Consider the following 19,161-nt stretch of genomic DNA (forward strand, 5'->3'; position numbering starts at 1 on the left):
ATTGGACTTGGCGGCATTATCATTGACAAGCGCATCCTTTAACTCCAAGTAGGCGCTCAACACCTGTTTCAATTGGTTCTGAAATATCCCTGTCGCCGCTATTCGCTGGTCCATGTCGGAATGGTCCGTTTTACTTTCCTGTTTGACATCGCCCATATCCATATCCGAATGATCGCTACCGCCTGTACCCTTGTCATCCCCCATCTTCATTCCTCCGTGGTTATGTCCCGTCATGGCGGGCCCACCTTCAGGATTCATCATGCTCGGTTTCCCGGCCAATTGGGCCGCCGCGTCGATACTAAAGGTCCCGTTTACCGCGATCTCATCCCCTTCTTGCAGACCCTCCTTGACAATGAAACCATTTCCCAACGATGGTCCCAAGGTGACATCGCGCAACACAAAATTCACCCCATTGGACGTGGTATTCTTGATGTATACCACAGAACGTTCCCCGGTCCACATCACTGCCGACTTAGGAATGGTTATCGCTTCTGATGCAATGGGCTGTTTTGCTTTCACGGTTCCGGAAGCGAACATTTCCGGCTTTAACCTTAAACCGGTGTTCCCGATCTCGATTCTGGCCTTGGCAACCCTTGTCATGGGATTGATCACCGGGTCGATATAGGAAATCCTGCCTTTGAAGTTTTCGCCCGGGAGCGAGGGTATGGTAAAGACCACTTCATCGCCTTTTCTTACCCAGGGCATGTCGGACTCATAAATATCGAACAGTACCCAAACGCTGTTCAGGTTGGCAATTTGATATAATGCCTTGCCCTTGTTGACATAGTCGCCAAGGTTTACCATTTTTTCGGTAACGTAGCCTGAAACATCGGCATGTATCGGCAATTCCTCCTTAACGGTCCCGGATTGAAGTATCTGTGCGATTTGGTTGTCGGAAAGCTTCCAGTTTTTTAATTTTTCCTTGGCGGCATTAAAAAACTGCGGTTGGGTGTCCGCCACCTTTCTTGCTTCAAAAAGTTCCTCTTGTGCAGTGACCAGGTCAGGGGAATAAATATAGGCGATGATCTGCCCCTGCTTGATATACTCCCCTGTAAAATTCACCATTAGCCGTTCCACCCTGCCGGGAATATGGGAAGATTGGGAATAGATCGATCGTTCATCCGCTTCCACCTTGCCATTAAGATCGATCAATTTGACCGGGGCGGTCTTGCCCACGATTTCCGTAGTGACATTGGCAAGCTGCATGGCGGTTTTCGACATGCTAACGGCCATGGGGTCCAGTTCCGAACCGTTGTCATTTTCCAAAGGGATCAAGTCCATCCCACAAATGGGACAATCTCCCGGTTCCGTCTGTCTGATCTGGGGATGCATGGAGCAGGTCCAAATGGTTTCTCCCGATACTTCCGAAGTATGTTGGTGTTCCTCTGTGGCATTGCCCTTGGAGCCCCCGAACAATAGCCATCCCAGCAAAAGTCCAAGAACCAAGGTGGACAAGGCTATTTTTACTATTTTTTGTGTTTCTGATTTCATCTGATTATTTTTTTGCCGTGATATAGTTAAACTTGGCCAACGCTATTTCATATTGCGTCAATGCGCTTATTTTCAATTTAGTATACTTCAACAATTGTTGCTGCATTCGTAACACCTCCTCGAAGTCCTTCCCGGAATTCCCATAGGCTGTGAACAACAGATTGAGTGCTTGTTCCGATTCCATGATCTGTTCATCAAAGAGGGAAATCAAATCCGTCTGCTGCCTTATGTCAAAAACGGCCATTTCATAATTGGTCTTCAATGTATTGGTGACTTCCTTTTTTTGCAGTGCATAACTTTCCTGCATCAATTGGGCCTCCTTTTCGGCTGCCCTGTACTTACCCCTGAATAGGGGCAGGCTCAAGGTAACCATGGGCATCAATACATCCTTGCCATTATCGGGAACCACCATGTCGGTACGCTTATCAACCATTACATAGTCCAGTCCGACCCCCACTTTTGGCAGGCCTTGTTTAAGGGCTGCCCTTTCGGATGCCGCTGCAGCCTTGACCTTTAATTCCAGGGAATTCAAGAGCGGATGGTCCACTACCAAGGAATCTTTGACATAATCAATGGGCAGTACATTGACCCCAAAGGTCTCAGGGATGTTTATTTGTTCATCTTCCTTACGGTCCAATAGTTTATTGAAGGACGCCAAAAGGGGGATTTCCTTATGTTTAAGGATACCCAGATTCGTCCGGGCTTCCTTTAAAAGCACGTCCACCCTTAAGACATCGACCAATGATCCCAAGCCATTTTTGAATTTCGTATTGGAAACCGTCCTGTAGGATTCCAGAATGGCAATGTTGTCCTCTTCGATCCGTACCCACTCCTTAAGTTCGTACAATGGAAAATAAGCTGCTGAAACCTCGTAATAAAGTTTGTTCCTGGCATCCAAAAAAGACTGGTACTTGGCCTCTGCCATAAGTGCAGCGGCATCACCTTGGGCCTTTAAGGTTCCAAACCAAGGAAACATCTGAGTCAGTGAAAACCTTGCCTTTTGGGGCCCTACCCGGGTTTCGACCGGGGAGATGAAGTACCCAAAGGACAGGTTTGGATCTGGTAAAGCCTTCACCTGCGGTACTTTTTGTAACGCCGCCTCAAAATCTTTGTACTGTGAAAGCAACCCTGGATTGTTCTCAGCCGCTACCTTAAAGTAATCCTCCAAGGTCTGGCCGTTGGAAAGGATACTTGTCAAGACAAATATGATGGTCAATACATTTTTCATTTTACTGTATTTTTTTCAATGCTTTGTTGCGATTTATAATGACTGTTTCCCTCCAATAGGCTTGGAGTACCGGGACCACGAACATGGTCATGATCTGAATGGCCATTCCCCCAAAAGTCGGGATGGCCATGGGAATCATAATGTCGGCCCCTTTTCCGGTAGAGGTCAGCACGGGCAAAAGGGCGATGATGGCCACGGCGGCCGTCATCATGGCGGGACGGACCCTTTTTTTCCCTGCCTCCAAAACCGCCGCTCTTACATCCGGTACGGTTTGAGGGTTCTTTTCCTCAAAAACCTGGTGGATGTACGTACCCATGATGACACCATCATCGGTGGCAATACCGAAAAGTGCGATAAAACCAACCCAAACCGCAACGCTTAAATTGATCGTGTGCATTTGGAACAGATCCCGCATGTTGACCCCTGAAATGGCAAAATTCATGAACCAATCCTGACCATAGAGCCAGAGCATTATGAAACCTCCCGCAAAAGCAACAAAAACTCCGGAAAAATGGATGGAGGATGCGATGACCGTCTTGAACTGAAAAAACAGGAGCAAGAAAATCACAATCAAACTGATCGGTATGACAATGGACAGTCTTTTCACTGCCCTGATTTGGTTCTCATAACTCCCAGAAAACTTATAGCTTATTCCGGCGGGAACCGTTAATTCCCCTGCATCGATTTTTTTCTGGATGGCTTCCTGGGCATCGTTCACCACATCGACTTCCGCAAAACCGTCCCGTTTATCAAAAAGCACATAGCCCACCAAAAAGGTGTTTTCGCTCTTGATGGCCTGAGGCCCGCGGACATATTCAAAATCCACCACTTGGGATAAGGGAATTTGCGCCCCTACCGGTGTGGGAATCAAAATTTTCTTCAACGATTCCGGGTCGTCCCTCAATTCCCTCGGGTAGCGCACCCGCACGGGAAAACGTTCCCTACCTTCAACGGTGGAGGTGATTTTCATCCCACCGATCGCTGTTTCGATGCTTTGCTGCACATCTTCAATGTTCAAACCATATCGGGATATCCCGTCCCTGTTGATATTGAGGTGCAAATAAGGTTTGCCCACTATTCTATCGGCGAATACGGCTTCTGCCTTGACCGAGGGCACTTCCTTCAAGATACCTTCCAATTGCATCCCAAAATCCTCGATGGTCTTCAGATCGGGACCAAAAACCTTGATCCCCATGGGAGCGCGCATTCCGGTCTGCAACATCACCAACCGGGTTTCTATGGGCTGTAATTTGGGAGCAGAGGTTATGCCCGGGATCTTGGTGACCTTTACGATCTCATCCCAGATATCGTTGGGGGATTTGATATGAGGCCTCCAGTTTCGGAAAAACTCACCGTCCTCATCCACGATCAGGTCCTTCTCGGCAATCCCTAACTGCAAGGCCTCCTCATTGGTCAAAGTGTCTTTATGCTGGGTAATGAACCTGTCCTTTCGATCTACTTTATAACGGACCCTATGTCCGTCTTCATTCACAATGAATTCAGGTTTATAGTTGATGATGTTCTCATACATGGAAATGGGTGCAGGGTCCAGTGCGGATTCAACGCGACCGAGTTTACCGACAACCAAGTCCACTTCGGGTATGCTTCCCAAGAGCATATCCAACTGTCCAACCACCCTTTTGTTGTATTCCACCCCTGAATGCGGCATGGATGTCGGCATCAACAGGAACGAACCTTCATTGAGCGATGGCATGAACTCGGATCCTATTCCCGGGAATCTCTTGGAAGCTGCCTGCCATCCCGAGGTCTGTCTGACACTTTTCCAACCTACCGATTCAAAGCCTTTGGCCACGATTCCAAAGGTGCTATCGAACCCCAGCCAAACCAATACCCCAAAAAACAGGGTCACGAATGGGATGAGCATGAACTTTCCTTTGTTTTCCAGACACCACTTTAGGACCGGGGTATAGAAATGTACGATTCCCATCAAAGCGGCCAGGATAATGCCCACTAGGAACAACACAAAAAAGTAGTTGACCACAATACCGTTTTGGGGTCCCAAGGGCATCCATTCCTCGGTCAGGAAGAAGGAAGCGATAAAAACGGTCAGTCCCAAATTGATATAGTTGGGAAACGATTTATAATGCTCCGGCCATTTGGGTTCCATCAAATTGTTCAACCCAATGAGTGAAATGACCAATGGCAACCACATCTGGGCATAAAATGCAAAAATAAGCCCGGTGGATATCAATAGAATGGACCAAAACCGTCGCACCCGTTTCTTGTCATAATCCACCCCCATTACAAAATGGGCCAATGCCGGAAGCACAACGATTCCCAGCACAAAGGCGCTCAACAGGGCAAAGGTCTTGGTAAAGGCCAAGGGCCTAAATAGCTTCCCTTCTGCCGATTGCATGGCAAAGACAGGCACAAAGCTCACGACGGTGGTCGCCAATGCGGTCGTAATTGCCGAGGCCACTTCCACGGTGGCCTTATATATTACCTGAATGAGTTCCTTGCCCTTGGCACCATGGTTCTCGGGCATTTCCAAATGACGGATAATGTTCTCGACGAACACGATCCCCACGTCCACCATCACCCCTATGGCAATGGCTATCCCGGAAAGGGCCACCACATTGGCATCTACCCCGGCATATTGCATGACAATAAAGGTCATTAGGACCCCGACAGGCAATAGACTGGATATGATCACAGAGGCCCTCAGGTTGAGGACAAGTACCAGTACAACGATGATGCTGATCAGTATTTCGTGGGACAGGGCATTTTCCAAAGTACCTATGGTCTCGTGGATGAGCTGTGTCCGGTCATAAAACGGGACCACGGTCAATTGGCTTTCCACACCATTGGCCAATGTCTTTTTGGGCAAACCGGGTGCGATTTCCTTGATCTTGTCCTTCACATTATTGATGACCGCCAAAGGATTGGAACCATAACGGGCGACCACGACGCCACCTACCACTTCGGCGCCCCCTTTATCGAGCACGCCCCTTCGTGTGGCCGGTCCCAAGCTGACCACCCCAATATCCTTGACCCGAACCGGGACATTGTCAAAGACGGCAACCACGGCCTTTTCTATGTCTTCCGTATTTTTGACATATCCCAAGCCCCTGACCAAATATTCTGCTTGATTGACTTCAATGGTCTTGGCGCCCACATCCCTGTTCGACTTCCGTACGGCCTCCATGACCTTGTATAAAGGAATATTATAGGCTTTCAGGGCATCTGGATTTACATCCACTTGATATTCTTGGACGAAACCACCGATCGAAGCCACTTCGGACACCCCGTCCACGGCATTCAACCCGTATTTCACATAAAAATCCTGGGCAGTCCGTATTTCGTGCAGATCCCATCCTCCTGTAGGGTTCCCATCCTTGTCCCTTCCTTCCAGGGTATACCAATATACCTGTCCCAATGCCGTGGCGTCAGGACCCAAAGTCGGGGTTACCCCATCGGGCAACAGCCCTGCGGGAAGTGAATTCAATTTTTCAAGGATCCGGGAGCGCGACCAATAAAATTCCACATCATCATTAAAAATGATATAGATACTGGAAAATCCAAAGATGGATGAACTACGGATCGTTTTCACCCCTGGAATTCCAAGTAAATAGGTCGTCATTGGATAAGAAATCTGATCCTCGATATCTTGTGGCGATCGCCCGGGCCATTGCGTGAAAACAATTTGCTGGTTTTCCCCAATATCGGGAATGGCATCCACGGGCACCGGGTCTTTTGGGAGAAAGCCCGTATTCCAATTGAAGGGGGAAGTGACAATCCCCCAGGTAACCAACGTTATTAAAACGAGAACGGTCACCAGTTTGTTCTCTAAAAAGTATTTTATGATTTTATTAAGCATATCATGAGTTTATTGTGTTGGAAATAGTGAAAATGTTCCAAAGGCAATAAATACCTAGGGCCATGCCAAAAACCATAGCACGGCCAAACGTCATCGATATGCTCTTAAATAAGGAAAGTTTGATCAAGAATCTGAATATCCTTGACCAAAAGGGGCGGAGGGTAATGTACGACAGAAACTATATTTTCCTGTAATCCCTCAAAAAGATTGATGTAACTGTACGTGAAGGCAACCAGGAACTGATGCTCCCCAACACTTAAATTTTCAACGGAAAGCAATAGATCCCCATTTCCTTGTACGGAAAGCGTTTCGTCATCGCAACACTGTTTTTTCTGCAGCTTGTGCTGGTGTGAATCCGATGGCTGCTGCATATCCATTCCACAGGATTCCGCTTTACCGAAGAAGGAAAAATCAACAAGATCTTCCCCACAATAGTGTTGTGCCACCGCAAAGGAAAAGGTGGATGCCAGCACGTTGAGTGCCATAAAACAAGATAATATTTTGAACCAAAATATTCTCATAAGCGGTTACAAAACTACAAAAATTTTAACAACCTCATTAAATTTAACACAATTTATACAAGGATTCCGCATAAAGCCCCTGCTTTTCAAAGTACCGACCATGGCACCCCATACTTTTGACCATCAATCATTTATACGACCATCGTATCTGATCCGGGACGGTATAAAGCACATCGTGGTTCGAAGGCCCTCCTTACTGGCAACGGATGGAACCCTGACCAATAGCATTGTATTTTCAACCCGATTAAAGGTGGAACCCTTGTCTTCAATCGAACCATAACAGACCTTAAAGTTCCTCGATACCGAATCCGATCGTTGGACAGCTGACGGTCATTCCTTTCCCCACATATTGTATACCAGTATAGTATTGTGATCCTTGTGGTGGCCCAATGCCAGTACTTTTGGTAAACCTGATATTTGTCATGTTTTTTCCGAATCCCATACCTTACATTTGGAACCAAATCCTGCTGAAATCACACACAAACAGTAATCATATGGATAACTGCATAATTGATTACAGTTTGATTTTTAGCGAGTTAAACAAAATTTAGTAACTTTAGGAAGTGAAGCAAACCACATCGAAAATATTGTCCCTGTTTCTGGCCTGTTCTGTATTGATCAGTACCACTTCCTTTGCATCGAATGCCCATTTTTGCTGTAACAAGTTGGTCAGTTTTTCTGTGACCGGCAAAGCAAAACCCTGCGACCAAAAGCTTCAAAATCCCAAAAACACCTCAAGGAAGTGCTCTTTGGAACAAAAGGATTGCTGCAGCACCGATACCTATGCCAATATTGGCAAGGATGACCTGATGCTGGATTCCTTTGACCTTGATTTCGGCACACTTGTATTTCTAAATGCCTTTATTTTTTACCATATCGATCGTTTCGAAGGGCTACAGGAAAACATAATCCCTTTTAAAGACTACGATCCCCCGTGGATCGAACAGGATCTCCTTGTCCTTCATGAAACTTTCCTAATTTGATTTTTACACTGGCGGAACGTCAATGCAATCGTTCGCTCTTCACATTGGTCATGGCCACTAAATGACCTTTTTTGTCGTGTGCTATCTCCACGACGGCATATCCTGATCGATTCTCCTATCGGGTTTTGACCCGATATTATTTACGCTTAACAATAACTCAGACACCATGGATTCCAAAAAGGAATACTGGATAAAGCATATGGTCTGTAGGCGATGCCTCAAGGTCATAAGACAAGAATTGCATGACCTGGGCATTGAGGTTCTATCCCTTGAACTGGGGAAACTTACGGTAAATGCCCCGGAAATAGGGATTGCCGAAGTTGACCAAAAAGTCGTGGACGTCCTACATTCCAATGGCTTTGAAATAGCCAAAAGCGAAGAGGAAATGATCGTTGAGAAAATCAAGATAGGCTTGATTTCCTTAGTGACCAACGTCCCGATTAACCACAAAGGGAACACCTCGGACTACCTTGTCGATTTATTGCATCGCGATTACAAAGTACTGAGCAAGGTTTTTTCCAGAAATGAAAACATCACGATCGAAAAGTACTTTATCAAGCTCAAGATCGAAAAGGTAAAGGAGCTTATCCAACTGGGACAATATTCATTTTCCGATATCGCCTATATGCTCGATTACAGCAGCGTCAACCATTTGTCCGCACAGTTCAAGGAAATTATGGGGATGAGCATGACGGATTACAAAAACGGACAAATGTGGCAAAGGGATTTTCTTGACGAAATAATATAAAAATCCAGGAATATTATGAAGATGGCCTGTCAGGTCAAACAGTAGTTTTAACGCAACAACCTAACAAATAATAAAATGAAACTTACACAAAAAAAATCAATACCCATAATGCTAACGTTCCTAATGACCCTTTTGGCCCTACAGGCGACCAGAGCACAGACCCAATGGGAAGCCCCGGCCAGTGCGGACAATTTGAACAATCCCTTAAAAAATGATGCCACGGCGACAGAAAGCGGCAAACGGACCTTCAGAATGCTCTGTGTGATCTGCCACGGGGCCAAGGGTAAGGGAGACGGCATGGGCGGAGCCGGATTGACCCCAAAACCCACCGACTTGACCAGTGCCAAGGTACAGTCCCAATCGGACGGTGCCCTATTCTGGAAATTGACCAACGGTAAGCCCCCTATGGCTTCCTATGAAACCGCACTTCCCGAAAACAAGAGATGGGAATTGATCAACTATATCAGAACCTTGAAAAAATGAAAAAACTACTAATGACCCTAATTATCTTAGGGTTGGGATCTTCGGCTTTGGCCCAGACCTACAACACCTTTGAACCCAGTAAGACGCAGTTCATGCTGCGTGGTTACGGACACACCGGATTTGAATATTTGGATACCGGTGGTGAACAAGAATCCACCTTTCTAGGGGCCACATTCGCCCCTATATTCCTCTACAAGCATTCCGACAAGCTCATGTTCGAGGCCGAACTGGAGTTTGAGCTCGAAGGAAATGAATTGAAAACGGGACTGGAATATGCCGATGTGATGTATGTGCTCAACAAGCACATGACCGTAAGGGCCGGTAAATTCCTGCTTCCCTTTGGAACCTTTATGGAGCGTTTGCACCCTGCATGGATCAACCGACTTCCAAGCAGACCCCTTGGATTTGGTCACGACGGAATTGCACCGGCCTCCGATATCGGCGTCGAACTCAGGGGGGCATTCGATCTGGGCGGTCCCAAACTGAACTATGCGGTTTATGTGACCAACGGTCCGCGCATCAAAGATGGAAGTGAGGAGCCTGAAGAAGCGGGTATGCTGGATTTCGGTTATTATGAAGATGTGAACCTGGCCAAGGCCTTGGGTGGCAGGATCGGCCTACTCCCGCTCTCGGATTCATCCATGGAATGGGGGATTTCCGCCTATACCACCAACAGTACCGGTGCAGAGGACTCCGATTACAAGGATGTGGGTGCCTTTCTTTGGGCGCTGGATCTTTCCTATGTAAAATCGATCACCCCCTTACAAGGGGTTGTGGACATCAAGGCCCAGTACAACAGTTCCAATGTGGATACCGCCACCTACTATGAAATCGAAGATGGGATTTCCGAACCTTACTCCTTTGACAACCAAAGCAGCTCCTTTTATACACAATTGAGCTATCGCCCCATCATGTCGGGAAGCGACTTTATGAAACAACTTGAATTTGTGGGTCGATATTCCGATTTCAACGCACCTGAAGGAGCGGAGTGGGAAGAGAAGTCAACGCAGTACGCTTTTGGTTTGAACTATTGGCTGAGTTGGCGTTCCGTGGTCAAATTCAGCTATCAAACCACCAAGATGGAAGGTGGTCATGACAGTGATGGCACGACCCGTACCAATGGATTGTTTGTGCATTGGGCCATTGGATTTTAAAATCAAAAAAAGAAAGTGAAATGAAAACAACAACGAATTTTAAAGCAGCAATAATCCTGTCCGTCATGGCATCGATCATGGTCGCCTGCTCCTCCAATAAAAAACCCATTGCGACGGATACCGCGACCGAGGTGGCGGGGAGTGAAGTGGATTTCAAAATTGAAAAATCCGGGGCGCAGCTCTGGGGCGAGGTGTGCAACCGATGTCATATTGCCCCTTCACCCGCGGATTACAACGATACCGATTGGGAAACCATAAGCCTGCACATGCGGGTTAGGGCCAATCTGACGGAAGAGGAGATCACCAAAATCGAATCCTTTCTGAAATCAGCCAATTGACGATTAATCCTTAATTCATATACAATGAGAAATTTAGTAATTATTTTTTCTGTGATAGGGCTTTTGTCCTTGAACGGTTGCAAACAATCAACCGATGTACAAACCTTGCTTCAAAACGAGGAAACCAGAAGCGAGATCCTTAAAGATCTGGTACAAAACCATGATTATATGATGGAATTCATGGAACAGATGCAAGGGAGCGACCATGCCATGCAAATGATGCAGGGAAACAAAAAAATGATGGGCACCATGATGAAGGGACAAGGCATGCAAATGATGATGGGCGACAGCACCATAATGAACCAAATGATGGGCAACAGACAAATGATGCATTCCATGATGAACGGAATGATAAAGGATGGCGAGATGATGGGCGAAATGATACAAATGATGCAAGACAAAGGGATGATGAGCAATGATTGTATGGAGTCGTGCATGAATATGATGAAGGAAAAGGGAATGGATATGGAAGGAATGGGAATGATGGATGATGGTACAATGAAATCAAAAGGAGATGACCATTCTGAGCACCATTAACACATAATAGGTAACGAAAAAATAAAAATCATGAAAGGACATTGGATTTGGATGGTCATCGGTTGTGGTCTCCCGCTATTGTTGATTTTTTTTGCGCCTGCATTTGGCATTACAGGGTACAATGGGCTTTTTTCCTTTATCATCGTGATGTTTTTGATACACCTTTTCATACCTCACGGTGGTCACGGGCATGGTGATCATGGAAAATCTGATAACAGTAAATACCATGATCATGACAAAGAGCAAGATTCCACTGAGACCCAAGAAGATCACCGGGGGCATCGGCACCATTAAAATATACTTTCGAAATGAAGTACAGATATCAAATTAACGGAATAAGCTGCGGTGGCTGTATCACAAGAATCAAGAAGACCTTGGAAGAACATCCTGAAGTAGAGCAAGTAGAAGTTTTTTTACAGCCTATGGGCGCAACCATTGTAACAATGAACAAGAAGCTTACGGTAGAAGAACTGCAAGGGCAACTCAACAAACTTGAGGGCTATACCATAGCAGAGATTAGTTAAAATCATAAAAACCTTCAAATTAAAAATATGTTTTACAAAGATGGATTTTTTTGGGGCATGCACCTGATCTGGTGGGCCATTTGGATTGTGGCATTGGGCTGGATTTTCTTTGCCCCAACCAGTTCCTCCTATGAAGAGATTGAGGGAGATGACCCACTAATGTTGCTCAAAATCCGCTTCGCGAAGGGCGAGATTTCCAAAGAAGAATACGAGCAATCTAAGAAACTTTTACAATCGGACAAATAGTCCGAAAACAAGTAATGTATAACCTTTAAAACTAAAACTATGCATTTTTTCGACGGACATTGGGGCGGCATGCACGTCATCTGGTGGGTCATATGGTTGATCCTCTTGATATGGATATTCTTGGTGCCATATGACATCCCTTACAGAAAATCAAAGAAGGAAGACCCACTTTCAGTTCTAAAAAAGCGCTTCGCCAATGGCGAAATCTCTAAGGAGGAATATGAAGAATCAAAAAAGATCTTGAAATCAAATTAAGGAATGTAGGGCAAATATTAATTACTAAAAAAAGTCAAAATGAAGATAAAAGTTTATAAGACAGGCATAATGGTATTGGCTACTTTACTCATTTCGGCCTGCTCACAAAAACAGGGTAGTTCTGTAAAGGATATGCTCGAGGACCACTCTCAGCAAGAAGAGGTATTGTCCGCACTTGTCGAAAATCACGATCTGGGCAAAAAATACATTGCCAACATGATGGATAACGACCATGCCATGGGAATGATGGTGGACGAACTCGTAAAAGCAGCAGCAAAGGATACCATACTAGCGAACAAATTGAGCGATATGATTACTAGATATCCTGACCTTATGCTACTGACCACCCACCATTTTATGCCGGTCATTGCTTCGGACAGCCTTTTGACCGATTCTTTTTGTGATCACACGTTAGAACACGAGGATCTCGCCAAGGCCATGCACAATAAAATGGAATACAAAAAGAGCCTTGAGCGCAACCATTGACTCCAACTTTGGTTTTTGCACATGAACAAACTCATAAATGAATAATAACAACAATAAACATTAAAACAAGAATCATGAATCGTATCAATGTAAAAAAATTCGGTTTTGCCATGGGGCTGACCGCTGCAATCCTCTACGCCGGCTGCATGATTGTTTTGGCGACAGCAGGACAAGAAGGAAGCATAACCTTTTTCAACAGCCTGCTGCACGGCTTGGACACTACCAGTATAATACGGGTAGACGTGCCAATTTGGGAGGCACTTATTGGCATTGTCCAGACATTTATCATTGCTTGGCTCACAGGTGCCCTGATTGCAGCATTTTACAACACACAGATTAAGAGTAGATAATCTGAACAAAAGATCGGAGAGACTTTTTAGGAACCGGTGTCGCATCGACCACAGGCAATTTGTTGGCGGAAAGTGCCAAAGAACTGAGCAATTGACAATAGAATCCCGGAATTGAACCTAGAGTACAACCATATAAAGTAGAATAAGTGAATAGTACTGCAAGAAATATCAAAACAATTTTCACCCAAACGGCAATATGGGGGGGCATTTTCTATTTCCTTGTCCATCCTTTTACCATGGTGCTCTATTGGTTTGAATTTAGCAATACACCATTTTCATTTTCCCTGTTTTGGGACGTCTTAAAGTCGCAGTTTTTAGAATCTTTCACATTTGATATGAGAGGGATGAGCGTCTCGCTTACAATCCTTGGCATTTTCCTAGGGATAGTTTCCGGTCTATTTTTCATAACCCTCAGGCGAAAGAACAAGCTTATAGGCACACAACAGCAGTTGTTACTGCGTGATTTAGAAGAATTGATAGAGGCGGGTGAGAATGAACGGGTAGAATTCAAGTCATCTATTCGTTACGATTATTTTAGGAAAACCACGAACCGCGAACTGGAACTAGTCATTGCCAAGACCATCACTGGTTTTATGAATGCAAAAGGTGGAAAATTGATCATTGGCGTTGACGATGATGGCAACATTGTGGGCCTTGAAAAAGATTTCAAGACCCTAAAGCACAAGAACAAAGATGGATATGAGCGTGAAATTTTCAGGATAATTTCAACACAGTTAGGTCACGAGGCTTGTTTTAGCAATCACATTTCATTTTACAAATTAAATGGTGAAGATGTGTGCGTAATAGCTGTCGAACCTTCTAAAAAACCAATCTATGTCAGCGATACCGAAAATACAACCTTTTATGTCAGAACGGGGAATGCCACCTACCCCTTGACGGTCAAGGAAGCGGTTGATTATTTAGAAACCAGAAAATTATAATCTTATGCAATACGTTTGGTTTATATGGTCCCTTATCATACTGGCCCTTTGGGGCGTGGTCTATCTTTTGAAGAAGGATTCCCGTAAAGAAATGTTGAGGATGAGTTGGATAACCATGCCCTTTGGGCTAACCGAGCCGCTGTTCGTTCCCGAATATTGGCACCCGCCATCGCTCTTCGATTTGGCGATAAAGACCGGGTTCGATATTGAAAGCATCATTTTCTCTTTTGCCATCGGGGGTATTGGCACCGTACTTTACAATCTTATTTTCAAGCGAAGGTATGTTAAAATACCGCATACCGAGCGTAACCATTATAGACATAGGTTGCATCTATATATCCTTTTCGTACCGGCGGTCGTGTTTTTGATATTGGCCCTTTTCACTCCCATGAACCATATTTACTGTGGAATATTGGCCATGTTCTTGGGTGGAATGGCCACGTTATACTGCCGCCCAGACCTTAAGACCAAAATCTGGATAAGTGGATTTCTGTTCACGGCATTGTACTTTGTTTATTTTGGAAGTATTCTCCCGTTTTACCCCGACTACGTAACATTGTTTTGGAATCTGGAAAACCTGAGTGATATTCTAGTGGCCGGCATACCAATCGAAGAGCTTTTGTTCGCTTTCACTTTTGGCATGTATTGGTCAGGCCTCTATGAGCATTTGTATTGGAGAAAATTAATCAACCCAATTGTTTTGAATCAAAATTTTTAAGTTAAGTCTATAAATAAAAACGAAGAAGATGAAAGTATTACTCGCAATTGACGGCTCTGAATTCAGCAAAGATGCCATCGATGAACTAGCGGCAATGTCGCTGCCAAAATTAGTTAAAATACATGTTCTAAATGTTTATGAAAATCCAATGTTAACTGTACCAGGGGCTTTCCCCTTAAGTGGTATCGGCCATTATAAAGAAGAAGCCATGTCAAATGCGAAAAAATCGGCTGAAACCATCGTTAACAATGCTGCAAAGTCGTTAAAACAAAAGAACGGCAAGTTGTCGATAACGACCAATATTGTAGAAGGGTTTCCCAAAAATGCAATCTTGGAAAAGGCAACTGATTTGGAGGTGGATCTTATCGTATTGGGATCACAAGGCCATGGCGCATTCTCGCGCTTTTTGCTTGGTTCGGTCGCCCAATCCATTGCCATGCACGCGCATTGTTCTGTTTTGATTGTCAGAAAAAAACATCAAAAATAAAATATGGCCACTTACAATGTGACAGGATAAATTTTGTCCGTAGAAAAATAAAAAAGCAGATCATGGGAAATCAGAATACCTGCATATCAAAGAACAATACCGATGCCAACTGTGAAGTGATGGAGTCTGTTTGTTTGCCCAAAACATTTTTGCCGCGTATAGTGGTTGTGGGTGGTGGCTTTGCAGGGCTGGCCCTGGTAGAAGGCCTTAAAAACAAGGAGGTACAGGTCGTGCTGATAGACCGTAACAACTTCCATCAATTTCAGCCCTTGTTCTATCAAGTGGCCACCAGCGGTCTTGAACCGGACAGTATCGTATTTCCCTTCAGAAAACAGTTCAAGGGCTATGGTAATGTGAGCTTTAGGTTTGCCGAAGTGACGCAAATCGAACCCGCTTCCAACACAGTTGTAACAGACAAAGGCAAGCTCACCTACGATTATCTGGTCTTGGCCACCGGAACCAAGACCAATTTCTTCGGCATGAAAGAGGTGGAACAAAACAGTCTTGGTATGAAAGACATCAAGGACTCGCTAAACATACGTCATATGATGTTGCAAAACTTGGAGCAGGCAGCCATAACCTGTGATGATGAAGAACGCGATGCGCTGACCAATTTTGTGATTGTGGGCGGTGGCCCGGCCGGTGTCGAAATGGCAGGTGCCTTGGCGGAATTCTGTAAGTACATCCTTCCAAAAGACTATCCCGAGTATCCGAATAGCATAATGAACATCTACCTGATCGAAGCATCGGACGAACTATTAGCCTCAATGTCCAACAAAGCCTCGACAAAAACACTTCGGTATCTAAAAAATCTAAATGTGCAAGTGTTGTTGAACGAGGCCGTGAGCGGTTACGACGGTAATGTGGTATCTACCAAAAGTGGAAGGAAAATCATGGCGAAAAACCTGATTTGGACGGCAGGTGTAACAGGCCAGGTTCCAGCGGGCATCAATCAAAAACATATAATTAATGGGAACCGTCTAAAAACGGATACCCATCTAAAAGTGGAAGGCATGGATAATGTTTTTGCCATTGGGGACATTGCCGGGGTAATCACCGACGAGACCCCTAAGGGCCATCCACAGGTAGCCCAAACCGCCATTCAACAGGGCGGTCATTTGGCCAAAGTGCTATTGAACACCGTTCAATCAATGCCTTCCAAACCATTTAGGTATAAAGATAAAGGTTCATTGGCCACAGTTGGTAAAAGAAAAGCGGTCGCTGATTTAGGAAAGCTCCACTTCGGCGGGTATGCTGCCTGGCTTTTATGGTCCGTGGTTCACTTGCTTTCCATCAGCGGGTTTCGAAACAAATTTTTGGTGGGCTTCAATTGGGCCATCAGTTATTTTACCTACGAAAAAAGCAACCGGGTAATCATAAGAAGTTTCAAACGTGATGCTTATATGAAAGCCTCCTTAAAATATAGTTCCAATAATGAATGGGAAAAGGATGTAAATCCCAAAAAATCCAGCATTGATGCCTAGCCATTATTCAAATAACAGTATTATGAAATTCTTCGGCAGCTCGATCAAAAGACTGCACAACTATGGCATTGTGCTCTTTATCACTGTTGTTATTGCTATGGTGTGGGCCAACTCGCCATGGAAGGGATATTATGTCGGCCTAATGCAAACCGAATTTGCCTTTAGTGTGGGTACATTTCAGCTATCTGAGTCGCTACTGTTATGGATCAACGATGGCTTAATGGCACTATTTTTTATGCAAGTCGGTCTAGAGCTGAAACGTGAAATAATCGGTGGTAAACTGTCGTCCCCAAAGGATGCAATACTGCCCATCGGTGCAGCAATAGGTGGTATGGTGCTCCCTGCCCTTATTTATTTTATGTTCAACAACTCGGGCGAGGCTTCCAATGGTTGGGGCATTCCCATGGCCACGGATATTGCATTTTCATTAGGGGTTCTGGCCCTTGTCGGAAAAAGACTTCCTTCGACCTTGAGGGTTTTTCTTATTACACTGGCTATTGTGGATGATCTAGGTGGTGTCTTGGTCATTGCCCTCTTTTATACCTCAGGTATCTCGCAGATGGATCTACTCCATGGACTATTGTTCTTCGCGGCTTTGATAATTGGTAATTATGCGGGAGTAAGAAGCACATGGTTCTATGCCATTATTGGCATCGGTGGTGTTTGGTTGACCTTCTTTTTTTCAGGGGTACATCCAACCATTGCCGGGATTCTGACCGCATTTGCCATTCCTGGTAGGGTAAAAATTAAGGAGACTACCTTTTTAGAGCGTTTAGACCGTTTACATAAGAGATTTCAAGAAACCAAGTCCATAAAGGGGACGCTTATCTCAAAAACGCAATTGGAGATATTGGAGGATATAAAGACTGCAAGTTCCGAGGCCGAAACTCCACTCCAAAAATTGGAAAGGACTTTAAACCCAATAGTGGGCTTTGTAATTCTTCCCTTGTTCGCTTTGGCAAATGCAGGAATACATCTTCATGGAGATTTGCTGAAAGTACTATCCAGCCCGGTTAGCTTGGGGATTGGTCTAGGTCTCATTTTTGGCAAGTTTATCGGTATTACTGCTTTTTCAAGACTACTCGTTGCATTTAAACTCGCCAAGCTTCCGGAAAACGTGAATTGGAAAATGATTTATGGTATAGGTTTTCTTGGCGGTATCGGTTTTACCATGTCGTTGTTTATAACCGAACTGGCTTTTACGGACGAGTCCCTAATATTTACGGCCAAGGTAAGCATCCTATTCGCTTCATTGACAGCGGGGGTAATGGGTGCTCTATTATTATACAGAAACAGAAAACAATTAAGAACAGTTAAACATAAAAGAACATGAAAAACATTGCAGTAGTAGGATACGGAGTTATCGGGAAAAGAGTGGCCGATGCCATTAATGTACAAGATGATATGAGCCTTATTGGGGTTTGTGATGTCATCAGCGATTGGCGCATACAAAATGCGGTGCGAAAAGGGTATGCAGTTTATGCGGCCACACCCGAAGCCGAAAAAGAAATGAAAGCAGCCAATATTGCCATTGAAGGAAGTATGCAAGACATTTTAGAAAAAGTAGATCTTGTAGTGGACTGTACGCCAAAGAACATCGCCGCGAAAAATGTGGAAATATACAAAGGGCAAGGGATCAAGTTTATCGTACAGGGAGGTGAAAAACACAAGACCACAGGCCACTCCTTTAGTGCCGAGAACAATTATAGCACTGCGGTAAATCTAGATGCTACCCGGGTGGTTTCCTGTAACACCACATCTATCTTAAGGACATTGACCGCTTTAAAAAAGGCAGATCTATTGGATTATGCACGGGGAACATTATTAAGAAGGGCGACCGACCCATGGGAAAGCCACTTGGGCGGCATCATGAACACCATGGTGCCGGAAAAGGACATCCCGAGCCATCAAGGTCCCGACGCGCAAAGTGTCGATCCGGATTTGGATGTCATTACTTCTGCGGTCAAAGTTCCCGAGACTTTGAGCCATATGCATTACTGGAACGTTAAGCTACGAAAAAAAGCCTCAAAGGAAGAGGTGTTGAACGCCCTCAAAACCTCAAGTAGAATCAAGTTCATTCACTATGATCAAGGCTTGGTCTCCAACAATACCATCAAAGAAATGTTTTTGGATATGGGTAGGCCTTGGGGCGATATGTACGAGGTGGCCCTATGGGAAGACATGCTCAAGGTTGTGGGCGATGAACTTTTTTATGCCTACGTGGTCGATAACCAAGCGATTGTAATCCCTGAGACCATTGATGCCATTCGGGCCCTCACGGGTATTGAGACCGATGCACACAGATCCATCGAAAAAACCAATGCAAGTTTAGGAATCGGATAAAATTTC

At 44.9% G+C, this 19,161-nt stretch carries 22 protein-coding genes; 18 read left to right on the forward strand and 4 right to left on the reverse strand.

The features are described 5' to 3' along the window. The 4 genes from ACFSJE_RS14040 to ACFSJE_RS14055 all read right to left on the reverse strand — a co-directional run. Positions 1-1,491 (reverse strand): efflux RND transporter periplasmic adaptor subunit (locus tag ACFSJE_RS14040; protein WP_379831577.1); only part of this gene is annotated, 1,491 nt, incomplete at its 3' end. A gap of 4 nt (positions 1,492-1,495) precedes the next feature. Further along, entirely contained in the window at positions 1,496-2,719 is a 1,224-nt protein-coding gene (locus ACFSJE_RS14045; RefSeq protein ID WP_090294896.1) for a TolC family protein, read from the reverse strand. A gap of 1 nt (position 2,720) precedes the next feature. Beyond that, the gene (locus ACFSJE_RS14050; protein ID WP_036385877.1) at positions 2,721-6,557 is read right to left on the reverse strand and encodes an efflux RND transporter permease subunit; all 3,837 of its coding nucleotides are present in this window, start codon (positions 6,555-6,557) and stop codon (positions 2,721-2,723) included. A gap of 104 nt (positions 6,558-6,661) precedes the next feature. Then, complete coding sequence (locus ACFSJE_RS14055; RefSeq protein WP_036385878.1) at positions 6,662-7,078, reverse strand: HYC_CC_PP family protein; 417 nt, start codon at positions 7,076-7,078, stop codon at positions 6,662-6,664. Positions 7,079-7,641: 563 nt separating this feature from the next. Between ACFSJE_RS14055 and ACFSJE_RS14060 the strand changes: the two genes are divergently transcribed. From ACFSJE_RS14060 to ACFSJE_RS14145, 18 genes are all read left to right on the forward strand, one after another. After that, positions 7,642-8,061, forward strand: coding sequence for an HYC_CC_PP family protein (locus ACFSJE_RS14060; protein ID WP_036385880.1), 420 nt, complete (start codon positions 7,642-7,644; stop codon positions 8,059-8,061). Positions 8,062-8,227: 166 nt separating this feature from the next. Next, entirely contained in the window at positions 8,228-8,809 is a 582-nt protein-coding gene (locus ACFSJE_RS14065; RefSeq protein WP_036385881.1) for a helix-turn-helix domain-containing protein, read from the forward strand. Positions 8,810-8,917: 108 nt separating this feature from the next. Continuing rightward, entirely contained in the window at positions 8,918-9,292 is a 375-nt protein-coding gene (locus tag ACFSJE_RS14070) for a c-type cytochrome (RefSeq protein ID WP_226789941.1), read from the forward strand. After that, positions 9,289-10,446 carry a hypothetical protein gene (locus ACFSJE_RS14075; RefSeq protein ID WP_036385884.1) on the forward strand — a complete coding sequence of 386 codons (1,158 nt, stop codon included), beginning with the start codon at positions 9,289-9,291 and terminating at the stop codon, positions 10,444-10,446. The genes ACFSJE_RS14070 and ACFSJE_RS14075 overlap by 4 nt, the downstream gene beginning before the upstream one ends. A 65-nt stretch (positions 10,447-10,511) precedes the next feature. Continuing rightward, positions 10,512-10,784, forward strand: a complete 273-nt coding sequence (locus ACFSJE_RS14080; RefSeq protein ID WP_036385885.1) for a cytochrome c — start codon at positions 10,512-10,514, stop codon at positions 10,782-10,784. A 24-nt stretch (positions 10,785-10,808) separates the two neighbouring features. Then, positions 10,809-11,321 (forward strand): hypothetical protein, encoded by a 513-nt coding sequence (locus tag ACFSJE_RS14085; RefSeq protein ID WP_119648631.1) that lies wholly within the window; start codon positions 10,809-10,811, stop codon positions 11,319-11,321. A gap of 30 nt (positions 11,322-11,351) precedes the next feature. Then, positions 11,352-11,615 carry a hypothetical protein gene (locus tag ACFSJE_RS14090; protein WP_081894146.1) on the forward strand — a complete coding sequence of 88 codons (264 nt, stop codon included), beginning with the start codon at positions 11,352-11,354 and terminating at the stop codon, positions 11,613-11,615. A gap of 14 nt (positions 11,616-11,629) precedes the next feature. After that, positions 11,630-11,845 (forward strand): heavy-metal-associated domain-containing protein, encoded by a 216-nt coding sequence (locus ACFSJE_RS14095; protein ID WP_036385886.1) that lies wholly within the window; start codon positions 11,630-11,632, stop codon positions 11,843-11,845. A 27-nt stretch (positions 11,846-11,872) separates the two neighbouring features. After that, a complete protein-coding gene (locus ACFSJE_RS14100) occupies positions 11,873-12,091 on the forward strand; it encodes an SHOCT domain-containing protein (RefSeq protein WP_036385889.1) in 219 nt (72 codons plus the stop codon). A 39-nt stretch (positions 12,092-12,130) separates the two neighbouring features. Further along, complete coding sequence (locus ACFSJE_RS14105; RefSeq protein ID WP_036385890.1) at positions 12,131-12,346, forward strand: SHOCT domain-containing protein; 216 nt, start codon at positions 12,131-12,133, stop codon at positions 12,344-12,346. 39 nt (positions 12,347-12,385) lie between these two features. Beyond that, positions 12,386-12,832: a hypothetical protein gene (locus ACFSJE_RS14110; RefSeq protein ID WP_036385892.1), complete on the forward strand. Its 447-nt coding sequence runs from the start codon at positions 12,386-12,388 to the stop codon at positions 12,830-12,832. 74 nt (positions 12,833-12,906) lie between these two features. Beyond that, positions 12,907-13,182: a DUF5676 family membrane protein gene (locus tag ACFSJE_RS14115; protein ID WP_036378938.1), complete on the forward strand. Its 276-nt coding sequence runs from the start codon at positions 12,907-12,909 to the stop codon at positions 13,180-13,182. A gap of 344 nt (positions 13,183-13,526) precedes the next feature. Next, the gene (locus tag ACFSJE_RS14120) at positions 13,527-14,123 is read left to right on the forward strand and encodes an AlbA family DNA-binding domain-containing protein (RefSeq protein WP_235932920.1); all 597 of its coding nucleotides are present in this window, start codon (positions 13,527-13,529) and stop codon (positions 14,121-14,123) included. Positions 14,124-14,127: 4 nt separating this feature from the next. Then, positions 14,128-14,841 (forward strand): lycopene cyclase domain-containing protein, encoded by a 714-nt coding sequence (locus tag ACFSJE_RS14125; protein WP_036378939.1) that lies wholly within the window; start codon positions 14,128-14,130, stop codon positions 14,839-14,841. 28 nt (positions 14,842-14,869) lie between these two features. Further along, positions 14,870-15,328, forward strand: a complete 459-nt coding sequence (locus tag ACFSJE_RS14130) for a universal stress protein (RefSeq protein ID WP_036378941.1) — start codon at positions 14,870-14,872, stop codon at positions 15,326-15,328. Between the two features lie 119 nt (positions 15,329-15,447). After that, positions 15,448-16,812, forward strand: a complete 1,365-nt coding sequence (locus ACFSJE_RS14135) for an NAD(P)/FAD-dependent oxidoreductase (RefSeq protein WP_051947539.1) — start codon at positions 15,448-15,450, stop codon at positions 16,810-16,812. Between the two features lie 22 nt (positions 16,813-16,834). Further along, the gene (gene nhaA / locus ACFSJE_RS14140; RefSeq protein ID WP_231562577.1) at positions 16,835-18,145 is read left to right on the forward strand and encodes a Na+/H+ antiporter NhaA; all 1,311 of its coding nucleotides are present in this window, start codon (positions 16,835-16,837) and stop codon (positions 18,143-18,145) included. Then, positions 18,142-19,155: a type II glyceraldehyde-3-phosphate dehydrogenase gene (locus ACFSJE_RS14145; protein WP_036378943.1), complete on the forward strand. Its 1,014-nt coding sequence runs from the start codon at positions 18,142-18,144 to the stop codon at positions 19,153-19,155. Before nhaA ends, ACFSJE_RS14145 begins: the two co-directional genes overlap by 4 nt. Positions 19,156-19,161 lie beyond the last annotated feature (6 nt).

Source organism: Flagellimonas iocasae (assembly GCF_042682725.1).
Lineage (GTDB): Bacteria > Bacteroidota > Bacteroidia > Flavobacteriales > Flavobacteriaceae > Flagellimonas > Flagellimonas iocasae.

Bases quoted from the DNA above. Each gene is read 5' to 3' on its own strand.
- ACFSJE_RS14065 (WP_036385881.1), top strand. From the start codon at position 8,228: ATGGATTCCAAAAAGGAATACTGGATAAAGCATATGGTCTGTAGGCGA.
- ACFSJE_RS14105 (WP_036385890.1), top strand. From the start codon at position 12,131: ATGCATTTTTTCGACGGACATTGGGGCGGCATGCACGTCATCTGGTGG.
- ACFSJE_RS14045 (WP_090294896.1), bottom strand. From the start codon at position 2,719: ATGAAAAATGTATTGACCATCATATTTGTCTTGACAAGTATCCTTTCC.
- ACFSJE_RS14125 (WP_036378939.1), top strand. From the start codon at position 14,128: ATGCAATACGTTTGGTTTATATGGTCCCTTATCATACTGGCCCTTTGG.
- ACFSJE_RS14055 (WP_036385878.1), bottom strand. From the start codon at position 7,078: ATGAGAATATTTTGGTTCAAAATATTATCTTGTTTTATGGCACTCAAC.
- ACFSJE_RS14135 (WP_051947539.1), top strand. From the start codon at position 15,448: ATGGAGTCTGTTTGTTTGCCCAAAACATTTTTGCCGCGTATAGTGGTT.
- nhaA (WP_231562577.1), top strand. From the start codon at position 16,835: ATGAAATTCTTCGGCAGCTCGATCAAAAGACTGCACAACTATGGCATT.
- ACFSJE_RS14085 (WP_119648631.1), top strand. From the start codon at position 10,809: ATGAGAAATTTAGTAATTATTTTTTCTGTGATAGGGCTTTTGTCCTTG.
- ACFSJE_RS14090 (WP_081894146.1), top strand. From the start codon at position 11,352: ATGAAAGGACATTGGATTTGGATGGTCATCGGTTGTGGTCTCCCGCTA.
- ACFSJE_RS14095 (WP_036385886.1), top strand. From the start codon at position 11,630: ATGAAGTACAGATATCAAATTAACGGAATAAGCTGCGGTGGCTGTATC.
- ACFSJE_RS14145 (WP_036378943.1), top strand. From the start codon at position 18,142: ATGAAAAACATTGCAGTAGTAGGATACGGAGTTATCGGGAAAAGAGTG.
- ACFSJE_RS14070 (WP_226789941.1), top strand. From the start codon at position 8,918: ATGCTAACGTTCCTAATGACCCTTTTGGCCCTACAGGCGACCAGAGCA.
- ACFSJE_RS14120 (WP_235932920.1), top strand. From the start codon at position 13,527: ATGAGCGTCTCGCTTACAATCCTTGGCATTTTCCTAGGGATAGTTTCC.
- ACFSJE_RS14075 (WP_036385884.1), top strand. From the start codon at position 9,289: ATGAAAAAACTACTAATGACCCTAATTATCTTAGGGTTGGGATCTTCG.
- ACFSJE_RS14110 (WP_036385892.1), top strand. From the start codon at position 12,386: ATGAAGATAAAAGTTTATAAGACAGGCATAATGGTATTGGCTACTTTA.
- ACFSJE_RS14080 (WP_036385885.1), top strand. From the start codon at position 10,512: ATGGCATCGATCATGGTCGCCTGCTCCTCCAATAAAAAACCCATTGCG.
- ACFSJE_RS14050 (WP_036385877.1), bottom strand. From the start codon at position 6,557: ATGCTTAATAAAATCATAAAATACTTTTTAGAGAACAAACTGGTGACC.
- ACFSJE_RS14115 (WP_036378938.1), top strand. From the start codon at position 12,907: ATGAATCGTATCAATGTAAAAAAATTCGGTTTTGCCATGGGGCTGACC.
- ACFSJE_RS14130 (WP_036378941.1), top strand. From the start codon at position 14,870: ATGAAAGTATTACTCGCAATTGACGGCTCTGAATTCAGCAAAGATGCC.
- ACFSJE_RS14100 (WP_036385889.1), top strand. From the start codon at position 11,873: ATGTTTTACAAAGATGGATTTTTTTGGGGCATGCACCTGATCTGGTGG.